The 19,824-nt window shown below is 34.8% G+C and carries 14 protein-coding genes and 1 pseudogene; all 15 read left to right on the forward strand.

Features of this window, described 5'->3' with window-relative positions:
* Positions 1 to 3: 3 nt before the first annotated feature.
* A complete protein-coding gene (locus ACNQGX_RS11765; protein WP_417976443.1) occupies positions 4 to 1,395 on the forward strand; it encodes a UDP-glucose 6-dehydrogenase in 1,392 nt (463 codons plus the stop codon).
* A 167-nt stretch (positions 1,396 to 1,562) separates the two neighbouring features.
* Complete coding sequence (locus tag ACNQGX_RS11770; RefSeq protein WP_417976445.1) at positions 1,563 to 2,027, forward strand: UpxY family transcription antiterminator; 465 nt, start codon at positions 1,563 to 1,565, stop codon at positions 2,025 to 2,027.
* A 926-nt stretch (positions 2,028 to 2,953) separates the two neighbouring features.
* Positions 2,954 to 4,240: a nucleotide sugar dehydrogenase gene (locus ACNQGX_RS11775; RefSeq protein ID WP_417976446.1), complete on the forward strand. Its 1,287-nt coding sequence runs from the start codon at positions 2,954 to 2,956 to the stop codon at positions 4,238 to 4,240.
* Between the two features lie 532 nt (positions 4,241 to 4,772).
* Positions 4,773 to 5,198, forward strand: a pseudogene (locus ACNQGX_RS11780) (adenylyltransferase/cytidyltransferase family protein).
* Between the two features lie 25 nt (positions 5,199 to 5,223).
* Positions 5,224 to 6,228 (forward strand): mannose-1-phosphate guanylyltransferase, encoded by a 1,005-nt coding sequence (locus ACNQGX_RS11785; RefSeq protein ID WP_417976448.1) that lies wholly within the window; start codon positions 5,224 to 5,226, stop codon positions 6,226 to 6,228.
* A gap of 625 nt (positions 6,229 to 6,853) precedes the next feature.
* Positions 6,854 to 9,295 (forward strand): SLBB domain-containing protein, encoded by a 2,442-nt coding sequence (locus ACNQGX_RS11790; protein ID WP_417976450.1) that lies wholly within the window; start codon positions 6,854 to 6,856, stop codon positions 9,293 to 9,295.
* 501 nt (positions 9,296 to 9,796) lie between these two features.
* A complete protein-coding gene (locus tag ACNQGX_RS11795; protein WP_417976452.1) occupies positions 9,797 to 10,861 on the forward strand; it encodes a Wzz/FepE/Etk N-terminal domain-containing protein in 1,065 nt (354 codons plus the stop codon).
* 242 nt (positions 10,862 to 11,103) lie between these two features.
* On the forward strand, positions 11,104 to 12,450 hold the full coding sequence (locus ACNQGX_RS11800; protein WP_417976454.1) for a hypothetical protein: 1,347 nt from the start codon (positions 11,104 to 11,106) through the stop codon (positions 12,448 to 12,450).
* Between the two features lie 26 nt (positions 12,451 to 12,476).
* The gene (locus tag ACNQGX_RS11805) at positions 12,477 to 13,865 is read left to right on the forward strand and encodes a hypothetical protein (RefSeq protein WP_417976456.1); all 1,389 of its coding nucleotides are present in this window, start codon (positions 12,477 to 12,479) and stop codon (positions 13,863 to 13,865) included.
* 3 nt (positions 13,866 to 13,868) lie between these two features.
* A complete protein-coding gene (locus ACNQGX_RS11810) occupies positions 13,869 to 14,309 on the forward strand; it encodes an adenylyltransferase/cytidyltransferase family protein (protein WP_417976458.1) in 441 nt (146 codons plus the stop codon).
* On the forward strand, positions 14,306 to 15,622 hold the full coding sequence (locus tag ACNQGX_RS11815; protein WP_417976460.1) for a UDP-glucose dehydrogenase family protein: 1,317 nt from the start codon (positions 14,306 to 14,308) through the stop codon (positions 15,620 to 15,622). Before ACNQGX_RS11810 ends, ACNQGX_RS11815 begins: the two co-directional genes overlap by 4 nt.
* 19 nt (positions 15,623 to 15,641) lie before the next feature.
* Positions 15,642 to 16,838, forward strand: a complete 1,197-nt coding sequence (gene lhgO, locus ACNQGX_RS11820; RefSeq protein WP_417976461.1) for an L-2-hydroxyglutarate oxidase — start codon at positions 15,642 to 15,644, stop codon at positions 16,836 to 16,838.
* Between the two features lie 39 nt (positions 16,839 to 16,877).
* Positions 16,878 to 18,065 carry a UDP-N-acetylglucosamine 4,6-dehydratase gene (locus tag ACNQGX_RS11825; RefSeq protein WP_417976463.1) on the forward strand — a complete coding sequence of 396 codons (1,188 nt, stop codon included), beginning with the start codon at positions 16,878 to 16,880 and terminating at the stop codon, positions 18,063 to 18,065.
* Between the two features lie 2 nt (positions 18,066 to 18,067).
* Positions 18,068 to 19,210, forward strand: coding sequence for a LegC family aminotransferase (locus ACNQGX_RS11830; RefSeq protein WP_417976465.1), 1,143 nt, complete (start codon positions 18,068 to 18,070; stop codon positions 19,208 to 19,210).
* Positions 19,200 to 19,823, forward strand: a complete 624-nt coding sequence (locus ACNQGX_RS11835; protein WP_417976467.1) for an acetyltransferase — start codon at positions 19,200 to 19,202, stop codon at positions 19,821 to 19,823. Before ACNQGX_RS11830 ends, ACNQGX_RS11835 begins: the two co-directional genes overlap by 11 nt.
* Position 19,824 lies beyond the last annotated feature (1 nt).

A 19,824-nucleotide genomic window follows, 5' to 3' on the forward strand; every position in this document is an offset into this window, starting at 1 on the left:
TACATGAAGATCACAAAAATTTGTTGCATTGGCGCAGGATATGTAGGAGGACCGACGATGGCTGTTATTGCTCAAAAATGCCCCCAAATACAAGTTACAGTAGTAGACTTAAATGAAGAGCGAATTACTGCATGGAATGATGAAAACGTAGATGATATCCCAATTTATGAACCAGGTTTAAGCGAAATAGTTGCCGAAGCCAGAGGGAGAAATTTATTTTTCTCTACCAATGTAGAAAAAGCGATAGACGAAGCTCAAATTATATTTATCTCGGTTAATACGCCTACCAAAACCTATGGAAAAGGGAAAGGTATGGCGGCTGATTTGAAATATATTGAGTTGTGTGCCAGGCAAATTGCCAGAGTAGCCAAAGACAATAAAATTGTAGTTGAAAAATCGACGCTTCCTGTTAGAACTGCTGAAGCGATCAAAAGCATTTTGGATAATACCGGTAATGGGGTGCAGTTTCAAATTCTTTCTAATCCAGAGTTTCTGGCTGAAGGAACAGCGGTTCAAGATCTATTGAATCCTGATAGAATATTAATAGGTGGGGATTCTTCGGATGAAGGGCAGAAAGCGATTCAAGCTCTTGTTGCTGTGTATTCCAATTGGGTTGCTGCTGACAAAATATTAACGACTAATGTGTGGTCGTCAGAGTTGTCTAAACTGACGGCGAATGCTTTTTTAGCACAAAGAATTTCGTCCATAAATGCGATGTCAGAGCTATGTGAAAAAACGGGTGCAGCTATAAATGAAGTTGCTAAAGCCATAGGAATGGACAGTAGGATAGGATCAAAATTCTTGAAAGCTTCGGTTGGATTTGGAGGTTCTTGTTTTCAAAAAGATATTTTGAATTTGGTTTACATCGCAAAATCGTATGGTTTAAACGAAGTAGCCGATTATTGGGAACAAGTAATTATCATGAATGACCACCAAAAAAGACGTTTTTCTAACAACATCGTTCAAACGCTTTATAATACTGTTGCCGATAAAAAAATTGCATTTTTGGGTTGGGCTTTCAAGAAAGACACCAATGACACCAGAGAATCGGCGGCTATTTATGTTGCAGATGATTTAATAAATGAACATGCAAAAATCGCTGTTTACGATCCTAAAGTATCCCATAAAAAAATCATAGCCGATTTAAATTATTTAGAAACCAGAGCTGCTTCAAATAATGCCACTAGTGTTAGTTCATTTGATACTCCTTATGAAGCCTGTCAGAATGCACATGCTATAGCTGTGCTTACGGAATGGGATGAATTTATAAATTACGATTGGCAGAAAATATATGACTCCATGCAAAAGCCTGCTTTTGTTTTTGACGGGAGAAACCTGCTGAATGCATCGGAATTAAAAGCTATTGGGTTTGTGTATCAGGCTATAGGTTCGTAAATAATAGGCAACAAAGCAACAAAGTTAGAAAGTTAGAAAGAGGCAAAATAACAAAGAGAAATGGTTACAGGGTTACTAAGGAATGAAGCACGGCGTATTGTCGCGTGCAGAAGTTTATTCTGAATACTTACGCTGAAAACTAATTTTATTGCAATACAAAATACAAGATGAATTGGTATGTAGTTTATACAAAACCCAAGTGGGAGAAGAAAGTTGCAGAGCAATTAAAAAGCAGCGGAATAGCGTGCTATTGTCCTTTGATTACACAAGTACGACAATGGTCTGACAGGAAGAAAAAAGTAGAAGTACCGCTTTTTAATTCCTATGTTTTTGTTCAATTAGCAGATTCTGAAAGGAATGCAGTGTTTCAATCAGTAGGCGTGGTACGGTATTTATTTTGGTTGGGAAAACCGGCTATTGTTCGTGATGAAGAGATCAGTGTTATAAAAAAGTGGTTGGATCTTTCTGATGGTACTGATATTTCGGTGGCATCAGTTCAAGTTGGGGATGCCATACAATTAGATTCGGGTCCATTTTCAAATCAAAAAGCAATTGTCCAAGAGGTTAATAATACCCATTATGTATTGGTTTTGGAATCGTTGGGTTGTGTTTTAAAAATGAAATACAAATAAAAAAAAACACTTAGAATATCGTGTTACTATTGAAAAGACACTACTAAAAAGACAGTCTAAAAATTTTAGGCATTTGTTTTTGATTTGTCAATGAATTCAGGATTTTAATAAACAAAGAGATTAAGAGTAACCCGTTGGGTGTAATTAGTTTTTAATTATAATTTTCGTCAGTTCGAGTGTTTTTTATGGAGTATAACGGAACAAAAAATGTATCGAGAACCGTTTTTAATTCAAAATTTTCTTGTTCTCGATACAATTTTCTAACGAAAATCACTCGAACTGACGAAAATTATAATTAAAAACTAATTACACCCAACGGGTTAAGAGTAATATTTAAGTAAGTAACTCGATAAAAACACACACTAATAAAAAAGACAGTCTAAAAATTTTAGGTATTTGTTTTTGATTTGTCAATACATTCAGGACTTTAATAAACAAAGAGATTAAGAGATTAAGAGTGGTATTTAAGTAAGTAATTCGATAAAAATAATACCTCTGTGCTGGGGCTTCGGGATAGGGATGTGTTGTGATTTTGAAAAATATTTCTCGGTAGCATTTCTAATGCTTAAAATACAATTGTATTCATTTTTTGGCGCCTTTTTTGGTTCTTTTTTATATATTAAAGGAGTGTTCTTGCTTAGAATACGTCTTTTTTAGCATTTTTGAGATCACTAAATTAGGTGATTTTAAAAAAAAGAAACAGGTAATTCATTTTCTTCTTTTGATTGGTTATTAGTTGGTTGTCTGTTTTTTATTCTCCTTATTCATATTTTGAGATTCCGGATGACTTGAGATTTAAGAAAGAATAGTTTATTGTAACTATATTTGTGCACAAAATTTATTCCGAATTTAACTCATTTCTGTGAGTTTGAATGGCGTAGCGGTAGGCCGAAATTAACAATAGTTGATTAAAATTGTTTAAAAAAATGAGTTCAAATATAAAAATAGCAGTTATAGGTTTAGGTTATGTGGGTTTACCATTGGCACGATTATTTGCCACAAAATATGCTGTTGTAGGATTTGACATTAATCAAGACAGAGTTGCTTCATTGCAATCGGGTACAGATACCACTTGTGAAGTAACTGATGCTACCTTGCAAAAAGTACTGTTAGGTGAACCTGCGAGTGGTGCTGTTGGATTGTATTGCACCACTGTTTTGGCTGATATAGCGGAGTGTAATTATTATATAGTTACCGTTCCCACTCCGGTGGATAAAAATAATCGTCCTGATTTAACTCCTTTATATAAGTCAAGTGAAGCCATAGGAAACGTTCTGAAAAAAGGAGATATCGTCATTTACGAATCTACTGTTTATCCCGGGGTAACTGAGGAGGAATGTGTGCCTGTTTTAGCACGGATTTCAGGATTAACGTTTAATGTTGATTTTTTTGCAGGTTACTCCCCTGAAAGAATAAATCCAGGAGATAAAGAACATACTGTTGATAAAATTTTAAAAGTCACTTCTGGTTCCACTCCAGAAATCGGGCATAAAGTAGATGATTTGTATAAATCTGTCATCTCAGCCGGAACACACTTAGCATCTTCTATAAAAGTTGCCGAAGCGGCTAAAGTAATTGAAAATTCCCAACGGGATATTAATATTGCTTTTGTAAACGAATTGGCTAAAATATTCAATTTGATGCATATAGATACGCATGCCGTTTTGGAAGCTGCGAGTACTAAATGGAATTTTTTGCCTTTTAAACCTGGATTGGTTGGAGGGCATTGTATCGGGGTTGATCCTTATTATTTGGCTCAACGTGCCCAGGAATTTGGATATCATCCTGAAATCATCTTGGCAGGAAGACGTTTAAATGACAGTATGGGGGATTATGTAGCTTCACAAGTGGTAAAGTTGATGATTAAGAAAGGTATTTCGGTTAATGGCGCAACGCTTTTAATGTTAGGAATTACTTTCAAAGAAAACTGTCCTGATGTTCGTAATACTAAAATTGTCGATGTCATAGCTGCTTTAACGGATTATGGAATTACAGTAACGATTTATGATCCTTTGGCCAGTCCAAGTGAGGTTGAACATGAATATGGTTTGTTAACTACGAATGTGGTGCCCAATCAACGATTTGATGCTGTAGTTTTAGGTGTTGCACATGCGGCATTTTTGAACATGGACTTGTCACAATTGCAAAATACAAATAGCTTATTGTATGATGTAAAAGGAGTTTTAGGGGGTGCCGTCGATGGAAGATTGTAGATCTCGGTTATCAGTTATTAACCCTTTGGATGTGATTCAAAAAGGATTTCTTTTTACCACATAGAAACATAGAAATAAAACTTCTAATTAAAGAAATAATAGAAAATAGCACTATTTTTCGCATAGTTTGACTATGTGAAAAGTTAAACATTTATCAAACTCTTTTCAAATACTATAATTTCTATGTGGTGAAAAATTAATTACACCCAACGGGTAGTTATCGGTTGCCGGTTATCTGATCTCAGGTTATAGATAGTAGTACACAACATCGCTGATGTAATTTATATAAAAGTGAAGCGCCTGATTTATTTTAAATTATACCATTAATTAGTTCATTATAGTCCAATTGTTTTTTGTCACATCGAGCGCAGTCGAGATGTCACAACGGTTCTCGACTGCGCTCGAACTGACAATTGGACTATTTTATAATAATGAATGGTATTAAATCTATGTTTCCGAAAATAAGAGTTGTGAGTCCTAACAGTAGTTCGTTTTTTAGACTACAACTGAAATTACAAATAAAAAATAACATATGAGAGTAGGAATAACCTTCAGTGCATTCGATTTACTTCATGCGGGGCATATTAAAATGTTGGAAGAAGCAAAAAGGCAATGTGATTATTTAATTGTCGCTTTGCAAACTGATCCAACTATTGATCGTCCAGAAAAGAACAGACCTTCATAGTCTGTTGTGGAGCGTTATATTCAGCTCAAAGGATGCAGGCATGTTGATGAAATTGTGCCTTATGCAACAGAACAAGATTTAGAGGATATTTTACGTTCCTTTAAAATTGATGTACGTATTATTGGGGATGAATATAAAGATAAAGACTTTAGTGGTCGCAGTTATTGTGAGGAGAAAGGAATTGAGCTTTATTTTAATGTTCGTGACCATCGCTTCTCCAGCAGCAGTCTGCGTAAAGAAGTAGCTGAAAAAGAATTAAAAAAAATAATGTAAGGGTATAAATCCTTAAAACTAAATTATGGAAAAGAATTCAATTACACATGTCATTCTTACGGGTGGTGTTGGCAGCAGGTTGTGGCCTCTATCACGTAAAAGCCAGCCAAAACAATATCTGGATATATTTGATGGAAAGTCTTTGTTTGAAATGACAGTGGATCGTAATCGCAATATAGCTGATAAAGTTATGGTGGTAGGAAATATTGATAATTGCCATCTTAGTAAAAAAGTTTTAGAAAAGTCGAATACGTCCTATATTGATATCATCGAGTCTACCCCAAGAAACACAGCTGCTGCCATAGCTTTTGCTGCTTTTGCTTCTGATCCGGATGCTATTTTAATCGTAACTCCATCGGATCACATTATCGATGAAATGGAGCATTATGAAGAGGCGATTAATGAAGCTGTCGAAAAGGCTTCCAAAGGATATATAGTCACTTTCGGGATTATTCCCACTAAACCGGAAACGGGATATGGTTATATTGAACGCAAAGGAGATGATGTTGTCTCTTTTCGTGAAAAACCAAACCAGGTTTCTGCCAGAGATTTTATAGCGAAAGGAAATTTTTTATGGAACAGTGGTATGTTTTGTTTTAAAGCTGGAGTATTTCTGGAAGAATTGAAATTGTTTCATCCCGAAGTATATGAAAAATCAAAAATTGCATGGGAGGCCAATATCAATGGGAATTTAGATTTGGACTTGTCTCTCGAAATCCCTTCTATCAGTATTGACTATGCTGTTATGGAAAGGAGTAAAAAAATTAAAGTAGTGTCCTCTAAATTTGCCTGGTCTGATTTAGGTTCTTTTGAATCCGTTTATGATTACTTGGTCTCCACAGGTCATCCGGTTGATAAAAACGGGAATATGGTTATTGGTACCAATAATTATACTGCTTTTGTCGGGCTTATAAATACCATTTTTGTGTATACCGATACAGCCAATTTAATTTTGCAGAAAGATAATTCCCAAGATGTCAAGAATGTATATAATGAGCTTGAAAGAGAAAATTCAGACTTGTTGGATTAAAAATAAAAGGGTGTAATCTATTTTCTTGGTTTTGCCCCAGCCCTAAAGAGAATAAAGGATCTTCTTGGTTTTAGCCTGATCCGCCGCGGCGGAAGCCCAAGAAGATGCGTTACGATAATTTTTTTACTGGAGATCCACAGATTTTTAAAATGATTTTCAATAATCTGTGAATCTGCGGTCTCCTTTTTTTGTTTTCACAGTGCGGACTTTTAGTCTGCTGAACCGAAACTATAGACAAGATATGGGAGATTAAACAAAATCATTGCATCTTGATTTTTCAAAAGTATTTAATGTGTCTTAAAGCAGAATAAAAGGGGGTAAAAAAACGTTAATTTAAAATTTTAATTTTTGTAAGATTACTTGCTTAGATAATGAGCTGGTATTTAGCGCTTTGTAAAAATAGTATAAGATATGTCTTATGCTATTTTTTTCGTTTAATAAATCAGGGTTTAAATCTTTTAAACTAAATTTGCTGTCGCAAAGAAAATCTGGTAAAACCTAATGGGACTTACCAAGGCGAAGCCATTTGGGGTTATTGCTGTTTACCATTGAAATATATTTATAAGTCGAACTACAATATGACTAACAGATTGTAGATTTGAAGAATTTAAATTTTAGAATAGATATGAGAAAAATAATTACAGTCACTTTATTGTTCATAGCACTTTTCCAATCTTCCACTTTGTTGGCGCAAGATTTGTTAAAAAGTACCGATTTAAGTACGTTAAAAGTAGATTATTTATCGGATAGTGATATTGCAAAAATAAAAGCACAGTTGCAAACTAATAATGTGACTATTGAGCAGGCGGAACCTATGGCTTTGGCAAAAGGAATGCCTGCCAGCGAATTTGCAAAATTAAAGGAGCGCCTTGCGATGCCGGCAACCAAAACCGATGTAGTTAAAAAGGATCGTAAAGATGACGATGAGGATAAAGACAAAGGATTAGAGAAGGAATCTGGAAGAAAACAAGAAAAGATTGTCAATACTAAAGTTAAGGATTCGATTAATGCATTGGTTTTTGGTTCAGAACTATTCGATAATCCAACTTTAAATTTTGAGCCGAATCTGAAATTGGCCACACCCGTGAATTACATTTTAGGGCCTGGTGATGAATTGCAAGTCAGCGTTTATGGCGTTCAGGAATTTAATGCCAGTATCCCAGTAAGCGTTGAAGGGAAAATAACGATTCAATATGTGGGTCAAATAGCTGTTTCCGGAATGACTATCGAGGCTGCAACCCAAAAAATCAGAAATGCGATTGCTGGTGTTTATAGCACCGTACGATCAGGACAATCACAGGTAAGTGTTAATCTGACTCGTATCAGAACGATTAAAGTAACTTTGATAGGCAGTAAGCAACCAGGAAACTATTCTATCTCTTCTTTGGCAACGGTTTATAATGCGTTGTTTTTAGGCGGTGGGCCAGGGAAAAATGGCAGTTATAGAAATATTGAATTGATTCGAAATAACAAAGTGTTTACAAAAGTCGATATTTATAATTTTTTGGTCAATGGAAATCAATCTGATAATGTTGGGTTAAAAGATAATGATGTTATTCGAATACCAGCCTATAATCAGCGAGTTACCCTTGAAGGGCAGGTTAAACGCCCGGGCATTTTTGAAATGAAAGCGGGAGAAACCTTTACTGATTTATTATCATTCGCTTCAGGATTTAATGAGTTTGCTTACACTGCATCTGTAAATGTATTGCAGAAAACGGATAAAGAATTTAAAGTGCGAGACATAAAAGCGTCAGAGTTTACCAGCTACACCCCTTTATCCGGGGATGTATTCCGAGTGACTAAAATTTTAAACCGATTCGAAAATCGTATCAAAATTGATGGTGCCGTTTTTAGACCGGATACCTATTCTTTTTACGAAGGCATGCGTATCTCCGATTTGATTGCAAAAGCCGATGGATTAAAAGAAGATGCTTATAGTAACAGAGCCAGAATCATTAGATTGAAATCAGACTTGACTACGGAAATCGTCAACGTGAATTTGGCTAAAGCTTTGAAGGGAGATCTTGAGGCTGATGTTGCTTTGAAAAAAGAAGACATCGTAACTGTTTATTCTGTTTTAGATTTCGTTGAAGAATATAAAATAACGATCGATGGCGAAATTAAAAAGCCTGGAGTTTATGATTATCATGAAAATTTGACGTTAAATGATTTATTGGTGCAGGCTGGCGGATTAACGGGTTCAGCTTCAAAAAGAGTGGAAGTGGCACGAATGATTCAATCAGAAGAAATTGATGATGCCAATCCTAATAAAGCGCAACTATTTAATATTGAAATTACGGCAGAAAACAACGAGCAGTTAAAAAACTTTGCCTTGCAACCTTTTGATGTAGTGAATATCCGTAAAATGGCGGTGTATGACAAACCAGAGATGGTGACTATAAGTGGTGCCGTGAATTATGCCGGAAAATATGTTTTGGCTAATAAGAAAGACAAAGTATATGATGTAGTACAAAGAGCCGGAGGATTGACTTCATTGGCGAATGTAGAAGGCGTTAAAATCAAAAGACCTATTCAAGCGAAACAAATTGAAGCGGTAGAAAGCGTTGATTTGAATTTGGGTACGAAAGACAGTATTCAAAAAAAATTGACCAAAAAATTGAAGGAAGATTTAAAATTTGCTATCATACCTGTAGATTGGAAAGCCATTGTCAAAAATCAAAATAGCAGTACCAATGTGACTTTGTTTCCCGGTGATGAAATTGAAGTCGCCACTTTTAATGAAGGAGTTAAAGTGACCGGAAATGTTTTGTTAACTTCTGAGATTCCTTACGATAAAGGAAAGTCATTTGGTTATTATTTGAATGCCGTGGGTGGCGTAGATGCGAAAGGCTGGAAGAAAAAAGCCTATATTATTTATCCTAATGGTAAAGCAGCAGTAGCCAGTTCATTCCTGTTTGTTAGATCTTATCCCAAAGTGAAACCAGGGTCTCAAATTATAGTGCCTGAAAAACCCGAAGTCAAAAAAATGAGTACGGGAGAGTTTGTCAGTATAGCTGGAGTGTTAGCAAGTTTGGCAGGGATTGTGATTGCTTTAATCCGATAATAGTGATCAGTTTGCAGTATACAGTGTTTAGTTTTTAGTTTCAGATGGCAGATAGTGGATTTCATTTGTTTTGCCCCAACCCTAAAGGGAGACAAATGAAAACAGACAACAGGTTTTTGTCGACACCGTTTAGAATGCACATTTCAATAATTAATAAAATACAAGCGTAAAATCTTGATACAATGAATAAAGAAATACCTAACGACGAAATATCGTTAAAGGAATTATTAGAAAAAGGAAGAGAATGGTTTGCTTATTTGTTTTGCCCCAGCCCTAAAGGGAGCCAAGTAAGAAACCGATAACCGATAGGCGTTTTTCATTTGTTTTACCCCAGCCCTAAAGGGAGCCAAATGAAAAACAGATAGCCGACTTCTCGATACGATTTTATAAAACGCTGTCGCTAATTTATAAAATCACTCGAAGTGACCCCTCGGTAAAAACTCGGGGCAGGCTGATTAACAGAATCCCGATAGCTATTGGGAGATAACAGAAAACCGAAAAATGAACGAACAAATACCCAACGACGAAATATCGTTAAAAGAATTACTGGAAAAAGCCAAGGAATGGTATGCCTATTTGCTTTCGCAATGGAAAATTATTGTGTTAGCAGGAATTATAGGGGCAGTTTTAGGCTTGGCCTATTCTTTTAGTAAAAAACCGGTTTATACTGCAACACTATCCTTTGCGCTAGAAGATGAGAAAGGCGGTGGATTGGGAGGTGCTCTTGGATTGGCGAGTTCGTTTGGTATTGACCTTGGTGGAGGGGGAGGCAGTATCTTTACCGGATCCAATTTAACCGAGTTGTTCAAGTCCCGCACTATGGTGGAACAAACCTTGTTGAGCCCAGTTGTTATTGATGGGAAAACTATTTCTTTGGCGGAGATGTACATTCAAAATCAGGGCTGGAGGGAAAAATGGAATGACAAACCAAAGTTTAAGGCTATCCAGTTTTTACCCGATACCAAGCGTACCTATTTTACCCGAGTTCATGACAGTATCTTGGGTGTGGTATATAAAGATTTGTCCAAAACCGGATTGACAGTAGGGCAAAAAGACAAAAAAATAGGCATCATTACTATAGATGTGAATGCTACTAATGAATTATTTTCCAAGTATTTTACGGAAGCCCTAGTCAAAGAAGTGTCTGATTTTTATGTCACGACCAAGAGTAAGAAGGCCAGAATGAATATGGATATACTGGAAAGGCAAACGGATTCTATCCGTGGCGAATTGAATGGTGCGATTACTGGTGTGGCGGTGGCCAATGACAATACGTTTATGTTAAACCCGGCGCTCAATGTGCGTCGTGCCCCTTCTGCCCGCAGACAGGTGGATGTGCAGGCCAATACAGCGATATTAACAGAGTTAGTGAAGCAAACTGAATTGGCGAAAGTAACCTTGCGTAAAGAGACTCCTTTAATTCAAGTGATTGACCGACCTATTTTGCCTTTGAAAAAAGAAAAGTTTGGGAAGGCAAAAGGTTTAGTAATGGGTGGTTTATTAGCGGGGTTTTTGATTGTGTTAGTATTAATCATTAGACGATTGTTGAAACAGTTGACTTTATAAAGAAATGATTAGTTATCTGTTCGAGTGCAGTTTAAAAATACAATCAACAATCTAAAACAAAATACATATTACAAATAATAAAAAATATATGATAATAAATTTATACATAGACCCAGGAACTGGGAGTTTATTGATTCAAGCCTTAATAGCAGGGGCGATATCGACATTAATGTTTTTTAAGAACATCAAAATGTTTATTACCCATTTTTTTCAAAATATTACTGGTAAGTTCAAGAAAAGAAATGATTAAAGAACAAAGTTCATTCCGAGATCCCGAAGCTACTTTGATGTATGATGACGCGCATTATTATAGAACACTGAGTACAACGTACGCAGAAGAACACTATACTAATTTCAAAGCATCAGGACTAAAGGGCGCCTTGCTGAATCAAGGATGCATACTGCCTTTTGAAGAAATTGCGGAACAAGGGAATGTGGTACTCAAAACAGAAAAGTTATCTTTTGTGTCTTACCCTTACGAATGGTCCTTTTCACAATTCAAAACGGCTGCCCTTTTTACCCTAAAAATAAACTTGATTGCTTTGGAACATGGGATGGTACTGAAAGATGCCTCTATGTTTAATGTGCAGTTTGTGGGGAGTACCCCTGTTTTTATCGATTTGTCTTCTTTTGAGGTGTATAAAGAAGACAAACCTTGGATTGCCTATTACCAATTCTGCAAACATTTTTACGCACCTTTGTTTTTAGGAGCCAAAAAAAACCTCCATTTGCCTAAGCTATTGCTTTATTTTATTGACGGTATTCCATTGAAGGAAGCTGTGTCCTTGTGTAGGATGTCGGATTTCTTTAATCTAGGAGCTTTTATGCATCTCTATTTACATTCCAAAGGAGAAGGAAGCGTAAATAAAACAGGAGTAGAGAAGAAAGTAACTAAAAAACAGTTGATAGATCTATGTACCCATCTTTCTGACTCGATTGAAAGTTTAAAGCCGAAACAAAAGAAAACAGTTTGGGACGATTATAACCAAAATAATAATTATGTAGAAGGAAGCAAAGACAATAAGGCCGAAATCATAAAAGAGTTTATGGAGCAGATTCCTCACTGTAAAATGGCAATGGATATTGGAGCTAATGACGGTATGTATTCGAAGCTATTTTCTGAAAATAAAATTTACACTTTGGTGGTCGATATTGATGAATTGGCCATAGAACGCGCTTTTGTAGAAAACAATAAATTGCAAAATACTTTTTTGCACCCGTTGCATATTAATTTGGCGAACCCAACTCCAGCAATAGGATGGAATAATGTGGAGCGCAAATCTTTTTGGGAACGCTGTAATGTCGGTGTAATACAGGCCTTGGCAGTGGTACATCATTTGGCTATTACGCATGATATTTCATTTGAAGAAATTGCTTCTAAATTGGCAAAACACACGCAGCATTTGATTATTGAGTTTGTATATCCAGATGATTCCCAAACACAAATTTTATTAAACAATAAACCCCATCATAATAGCGATTATAACCAATTGAATTTTGAAAAAGCGTTCAACCTCTTTTTTGATTTGAAAGAAAAAGTTACTATTGATGGAATGAAAAGGGATTTGTATTTCTATGAGACAAAATAACCATTAAAGAATCTATAATCATAATTTTGTTTAAAAAGATCAATATTAATTTAAAAGAGTTTTATAAGCTAGAAAGGCTTTCCTTACTATTGCTGGTATTACCTTATATAGCCATTAATTGGGGTAAAATCTATAATGTTGGTTTTTTTACTTACCCAAAAATGGGACTTGTATTATTATTACTTATTCTCTCAGACTTAGTGTTTAAGACTATAATAAAAGAAAACAGTAAAATAGGTAATTACTTTACAATAGTTTTGGTTACTATCGTTATCCTATTTTTTTATGGTGATATGTTTTTGCTGCCTAGTGTTTTATTAGTGAATAATTTTTTCGAGACGGTTAATATTAGATATAGATGGGTTTTTATTTTTTATTTTTTATTGATTTTTTTTGTGCAACTTTATTTTTTGAAAATAAATAAAAAAATATTTAAGGTTGTAAATTCGTATTGTATTATTTTATTTTTTATTGTAATAGGTACATATATATATCAAAAGCAAGAGACATCCATAAAAAACATCAATACATTTAAAAATAGTCCTATTTTAATAGAAGCAGACGATACAGTTCAAAAGCCAATACTTCTTCTAATTACTGATGAATATGCTTCTCCTGATGAAGTATTCAAAATTGTAAAAGATTCATCAGTTTATAATTATTCTAACAGTTTGTATAAAGCAGGATGGGTAACTAAGAATAGTTTTTATTCTTTTGAAACGTCTACTATTAACAGTTTGAGTTCTTTATTTAATTTTAATTTATCTAAAAGCAAGGATTACTTTAGTCAACCAATTATTACTGTGGCAACTCAGAAATTATTGAAATGTGCTTTATATGACAGTATTCAGGAGAAAAAAGGGCACGTGATTAATTATGGTATATTTGATGTAGGCGAATCCAAGCCATTTTCGAGATTGTATAGTTATCCAGAGAATTTCAAGGAACAACTTTTACTAGGGTCTTCTTTTTTTTCATTGATTATGAAGAAGGGTGTATTAGAGACTTCCGTGGTTTCAAGAGATGACTATCCTTTTGAAAATCACAATAAAAACATATTAAATAAAATGAATATTCTGGAGCTAGATGCTAAGACGGTATTATATGCTCATCTGTTTTTGCCTCACAATCCCTTTGTTTTTAATCCGGAATTTAAATTTAGAAAAATTAACACTGCTAATTATATTGCTTATTGGAATTTTACCAATGTAAAAATGACTCAACTTTTAAAAAGTCTTACCAAGGAAAATAAATACAGAATTATAATAACCGGAGATCATGGATATCGGTCTGATAAAAGAATAAATCCCCATAATACCTTTACCGCTTTTTGGGGATTTGATAAGGCATCAATTGAGAAAATGCATTCCGTACAGGACTTAGGTAGTTTAATTAATGGATATATTTTTAAATGATTTATGAATACAAATAATTTTAAAATTGGAATTACCTTTAGTGCTTTTGATTTGTTGCATGCTGGACATATCAAGATGCTGGAAGAAGCCAAAAGGCATTGTGATTATTTGATTATAGGATTACAAACAGATCCTACTCTCGATCGTCCTGAGAAAAACAGACCGACACAAACGGTTGTAGAACGGTACATACAGCTAAAAGCCTGTATGCATGTAGATGAAATTGTGCCATATGCCACCGAGCAAGATTTAGAAGATATTTTACATTCATTCAAAATTGATGTGCGTATTATTGGAGATGAATACAGAGAGAAAAATTTCACTGGAAGAACCTATTGCGAGGAAAAAGGAATTGAATTGTATTTCAATAAAAGGGATCATCGGTTTTCGAGTAGTGCTTTGAGAGAAGAAGTAGCTAATAATGAATTATTAAAAAAAGCATGAAAATAGTTGTAGTAGGTACAGGTTACGTTGGACTAGTAACGGGAACTTGTTTTGCAGAAGTTGGTATTGATGTTATTTGTGTTGATATTGATGAGAAGAAAATAGATAATTTAAATAAAGGAATACTTCCTATTTTTGAGCCAGGTCTTGAAGCTTTAGTGGTTAAAAATGTATCTAAAGGAAGATTACAATTTTCAACTTCATTAGAAGAGAGTATTCCGGGTGCTGATGTTGCTTTTATTGCAGTAGGAACACCTCCAGGTGAAAATGGAAGTGCTGATTTGAAATATGTTCTTGCAGTAGCAAAACAAATAGGGCAATTTATGAATAGTTATGGGGTAATTGTGACCAAAAGTACTGTTCCTGTTGGAACAGCCGAAAAAGTGCAACTTGCCATAGAAAAAGAATTAGAGAAACGAAATCTTACAATTTCGTTTGATGTAGCTTCTAATCCAGAGTTTTTAAAGGAAGGAGCAGCTATCGATGATTTCTTAAAACCTGACCGGATTGTGGTTGGGGTTTCCAGCAAAAAAGCGGAGGAAGTTATGCGTAAATTATACAAACCATTTTTATTGAATGGACACCCTATAATATTTATGGATGTACCAAGCGCAGAGATGACTAAATATGCTGCTAACAGTATGCTGGCTACAAAAATTAGCTTCATGAATGATATTGCTAATCTTTGTGAAATTATGGGAGCTGATGTGAATATGGTACGAAAAGGAATTGGAAGTGATGCTCGAATCGGAAACAAATTTATTTATCCAGGAATTGGTTACGGGGGGTCTTGTTTTCCAAAAGATGTTAAAGCATTGATAAAGACAGCTGCTGAGAATGGATATTCTATGCAAATTTTACAAGCCGTTGAAGCGGTTAATGAATACCAGAAAATAGTTTTGGTTAATAAATTAAACAACCGTTTTCAAGGAAATCTTAAAGACAAAATAATTGCAATGTGGGGGCTTTCCTTTAAGCCCAATACAGATGATATGCGTGAAGCTCCTTCATTAGTATTAATTGAGAGTATTTTGGCAGCAGGAGGAAAAGTACAAGCGTATGATCCAGTTGCTATGAATGAAGCTAAACATATAATTGGTGATAAGATAGTTTATTGTGACAATGAATACGAAGCTCTAGCAAATTCAGATGCTTTATTGATTGTTACAGAATGGACAGATTTCAGATCACCTGACTTCAATAAAATAAAAAAACTATTAAATAGCCCCATTATATTTGACGGAAGAAATATTTATGATCAAGCTGAAGTAAATTCTTTTGGAATAGAATATTACGGTATTGGTACCAACTAATTTAAATTGATTTTTTAAAATGTATGATTTTATAATAATTGGAGGGGGAATAGTAGGACTGTCCTCAGCTTTGCACATCAAAAAAAATAATTCCAAATTAAAAGTTCTTATTTTAGAAAAAGAAAATATAATTGCAAAACATCAAACGGGCCATAATAGCGGAGTTATTCATTCAGGAATTTACTATAAACCAGGAAGTTTAAAAGCCATAAATTGTAAAACGGGCTACGATAAATTAATTCAGTTTTGTAACGAAAATGAAATTAAGTATGATCTTTGCGGTAAAATAATTGTAGCCACCGAGAAAGAAGAATTGCCTATTATGGCAGGGATTTATGATAGAGGAGTAGCCAACGGACTTTTGGGAATTAAGAAAATTAATGCACAAGAGATCAAAGAAATTGAACCTCATTGTACCGGGATAGGAGGGATTTGGGTTCCTCAGACAGGGATTATTGATTATAAGGAAGTTTCACAAAAATATGCGGATTTATTTCTAAAATTAGGAGGCGAAATTCTATTTGAACAAAATGTTCAGGAAATAAAATCTATTGGAAACAGTTCTGAAATACAAACACAAAATAATCTTTTTGAAACGAAATGGGTTATCAACTGTGCAGGATTGTACTCGGATAAGATAGCGAAAATGACCAACGTTGGAGTTGATGTTCAAATTTTGCCTTTTAGAGGAGAATATTTTAATATTAAAAAAGAGAAAGAATATTTAGTTAAAAATTTGATTTATCCAGTACCAAACCCGAATTTCCCTTTTTTAGGGGTTCACTTTACACGTATGGTTCATGGAGGTGTTGAAGCTGGGCCAAATGCAGTATTAGCTTTTTCTCGTGAAGGGTATACCAATAAAATAGTTAATTGGAAAGAACTTTTAGAAACTTTAGGGTATTCTGGATTTCAAAAAGTAGCCTTAAAATATTGGAAAGACGGTATGTATGAAATGTATCGTTCTTATTCTAAAACGGCATTTACAAAAGCTTTACAACGATTAATTCCAGAAATTCAAAAAGAAGATTTAGAAATAGGTGGTGCCGGAGTTAGAGCTCAAGCTTGTGATAGTAAAGGTAATTTGTCAGATGATTTTTTAATATTCGAAAATCATAATGTAATTAATATATGTAATGCGCCTTCGCCTGCAGCTACTTCCTCATTATCAATAGGTGAAAATATAGCTAATTTAGCTTTGAAAAAATATAATTAATTTAACTTCGAATAAGTTTAAGACTTAAGAATATAATATATGAATATCCTCAAATTAATAGGCAGAGAAGAAGAAATATTCGACAAAGATATTTCAACTTATGAAAATGAATTGTTTGAAATTGTTAGTAATTCTTCTTTTTTGGTAATTGGTGGAGCTGGATCCATAGGGCAGGCTGTTACCAAAGAAATCTTCAAACGTAATCCTTCAAAGTTGCATGTTGTCGATATCAGCGAAAACAATATGGTAGAACTAGTTCGGGATTTGAGAAGTTCGTATGGTTATATTGATGGTGATTTTCAAACGTTTGCCTTGGATGTTGGATCTATTGAATACGATGCTTTTATCAATTCGGATGGGAAATACGATTATGTTTTAAATCTTTCGGCTTTAAAACATGTACGAAGCGAAAAAGATCCATTTACCTTGATGCGAATGATTGATGTGAATGTTTTCAATACGGAGAAAACGTTGCAACAATCCATCGAAAACGGAACCAAAAAATATTTTTGTGTTTCAACAGACAAAGCGGCCAATCCGGTAAATATGATGGGAGCTTCCAAGCGTATCATGGAAATGTATTTGATGCGTAAAAGCCGACAGATAAAAATTTCCACCGCCCGTTTTGCCAATGTGGCCTTTTCGGACGGTTCTTTGTTGCATGGATTCAACCAGAGAATTTTAAAGAAACAACCGATTGTTGCTCCCAATGATATTAAACGTTATTTTGTAACGCCAAAAGAATCCGGCGAATTATGTTTGATGTCCTGTATTTTTGGAGAGAATAGAGATATTTTCTTTCCTAAACTGAGTGAAAATTTACATTTGATTTCCTTTGCCGATATTGCAGTAAAATATTTGGCTGAAATTGGGTACGAACCTTATTTGTGTGAATCGGAGGAAGAAGCTAGAAATAGTGTGGAAGACTTGATGGCGCAAAAAAAATGGCCGTGTTTGTTTACGGTCAGTGATACTACTGGAGAGAAAGATTTTGAAGAGTTCTTTACAGATATAGAAGTTTTGGATATGGAACGATTTCAAAATTTAGGGATTATTAAAAATGACGCTAATTTTGACCCATCTAAATTAGAGAATTTTACCTCCAGAATTGAACAGATGAAAGCATATAAATCATGGGAAAAAGAGGAAATCGTTGCTTTGTTTCACAATATGATTCCTAATTTCGGACATAAAGAAACTGGTAAATATTTAGATTCAAAAATGTAATTATGGCAGATTTCAATTCAGTTATATCCTTTATAAAAGCTCAGTATAAAACGGAAAATTTTATTCCGTTGCACGTTCCTCATTTTGGAGGTAATGAAAAAAAATACTTATTGGAAACTATTGATTCTACTTTTGTATCCTCAGTTGGAGCATATGTAGATCAGTTTGAGTCGATGATGCAAGGCATTACCCAAACTCAAAAAGCAGTTGCCGTTGTCAATGGTACAGCGGGGATTCAAGTGGCTTTGCGTTTAGTGGGTGTTAAAGCTGGGGATGAAGTAATTACTCAAGCCTTGACTTTTGTGGCTACTGTGAATGCTATAGCGTATCAAAACGCAACCCCAATTTTTTTAGATGTTGATATAGATACAATGGGATTGTCTCCTAAAGCAGTTACTTTATTTCTAGAAGAATTTGGTGACTTGCGTGAAGACGGTTGTTATAATAAAAAGACAGGTAAAAAAATAAGTGCTTGTGTACCGATGCACACTTTTGGATTTCCGGTACATTTAGACGAATTGCTTGCCGTTTGTAACTCTTGGAAAATTCCTGTGGTAGAAGATGCTGCCGAATCATTAGGAAGCGTGTACAAAGGAAAGCCAACAGGAAGTTTAGGGAAAGTAGGCGTTTTTTCATTTAACGGGAATAAAATAGTGACCTGCGGAGGTGGTGGTGCCATTGTTACCAACGATATTTCAATAGGTGAGAAAGGGAAATATTTAACCACTACGGCCAAAATTCCACATCCATATGAATATGTGCATGATGAAATGGGTTATAATTTCAGAATGCCTAACTTGAATGCCGCTTTGGCATGTGCGCAATTGGAACAGTTGGATAGTTTTTTAGAAAATAAAAGAAATTTAGCAAAAGAGTATCAATCTTTCTTTGCGACTAATGGAATACAATTCAGAACGGAAACGCAAGAGACCAAGGCAAATTATTGGTTGATGTGTGTGGAGTTGGAAAATAAAGCCGAACGAGATTTGTTTTTGGAAGTAACTAATTCAAATGGAGTTATGACCCGACCCATTTGGCAGTTGATGTATCGTTTGCCGATGTATGCACATTGTCAGAGAGACGAGCAGGCCAATGCCGAATTTTTAGAAGAAAGAATTGTAAACATACCGAGTAGTGTTAGATAGAAAAATAATTCTTATCGGGTATTCGGGGCATGCTTTTGTGGTTGCCGAAACGGCTTTGGAGAATAGCTTTGATGTTATCGGTTATTCTGATAAAGAGAAATCGGATTTAGATCCCTATAATTTACCCTATTTAGGATTTGAAAAAAAGGATGATTTTATAGGATGGCAAAACGAAGTTTCTTTTGTTCTCGGGATAGGCGATAATACATTGAGACAAAATATAGCCCATTTGATTGAAAGCAAAGGAAAGACAATCGAAACGATTATACATAAAACGGCAAATGTTTCAAAGAGTGCAGTTATTGGGAATGGCAGTTTTATTAACAAAAATGTAGCCGTTAATGCCCTTGCAATAGTCGGAAAGAACGTAATCCTGAATACTGGCTGTATTATCGAACACGAATGTGTTTTAGGGGATGCAGTTCATATAGCACCAGGAGCAGTTTTAGCAGGAAATGTTAGTATTGGAGAAAGAACATTTGTGGGAGCCAATGCGGTAATAAAACAAGGAATTATTGTAGGAAAAGATGTTGTAATAGGAGCTGGTACCGTAGTTATTAGTAATATACCAGACGATAAAACAGTAGTTGGTAATCCAGGCAGAATAATCTAAA

It is taken from the genome of Flavobacterium glycogeni (assembly GCF_048286775.1).
Classification (GTDB): domain Bacteria; phylum Bacteroidota; class Bacteroidia; order Flavobacteriales; family Flavobacteriaceae; genus Flavobacterium.

Bases quoted from the DNA above. Each gene is read 5' to 3' on its own strand.
- ACNQGX_RS11770 (WP_417976445.1), top strand. From the start codon at position 1,563: ATGAATTGGTATGTAGTTTATACAAAACCCAAGTGGGAGAAGAAAGTT.
- lhgO (WP_417976461.1), top strand. From the start codon at position 15,642: ATGTATGATTTTATAATAATTGGAGGGGGAATAGTAGGACTGTCCTCA.
- ACNQGX_RS11800 (WP_417976454.1), top strand. From the start codon at position 11,104: ATGATTAAAGAACAAAGTTCATTCCGAGATCCCGAAGCTACTTTGATG.
- ACNQGX_RS11785 (WP_417976448.1), top strand. From the start codon at position 5,224: ATGGAAAAGAATTCAATTACACATGTCATTCTTACGGGTGGTGTTGGC.
- ACNQGX_RS11790 (WP_417976450.1), top strand. From the start codon at position 6,854: ATGAGAAAAATAATTACAGTCACTTTATTGTTCATAGCACTTTTCCAA.
- ACNQGX_RS11795 (WP_417976452.1), top strand. From the start codon at position 9,797: ATGAACGAACAAATACCCAACGACGAAATATCGTTAAAAGAATTACTG.
- ACNQGX_RS11830 (WP_417976465.1), top strand. From the start codon at position 18,068: ATGGCAGATTTCAATTCAGTTATATCCTTTATAAAAGCTCAGTATAAA.
- ACNQGX_RS11775 (WP_417976446.1), top strand. From the start codon at position 2,954: ATGAGTTCAAATATAAAAATAGCAGTTATAGGTTTAGGTTATGTGGGT.
- ACNQGX_RS11825 (WP_417976463.1), top strand. From the start codon at position 16,878: ATGAATATCCTCAAATTAATAGGCAGAGAAGAAGAAATATTCGACAAA.
- ACNQGX_RS11765 (WP_417976443.1), top strand. From the start codon at position 4: ATGAAGATCACAAAAATTTGTTGCATTGGCGCAGGATATGTAGGAGGA.
- ACNQGX_RS11810 (WP_417976458.1), top strand. From the start codon at position 13,869: ATGAATACAAATAATTTTAAAATTGGAATTACCTTTAGTGCTTTTGAT.
- ACNQGX_RS11815 (WP_417976460.1), top strand. From the start codon at position 14,306: ATGAAAATAGTTGTAGTAGGTACAGGTTACGTTGGACTAGTAACGGGA.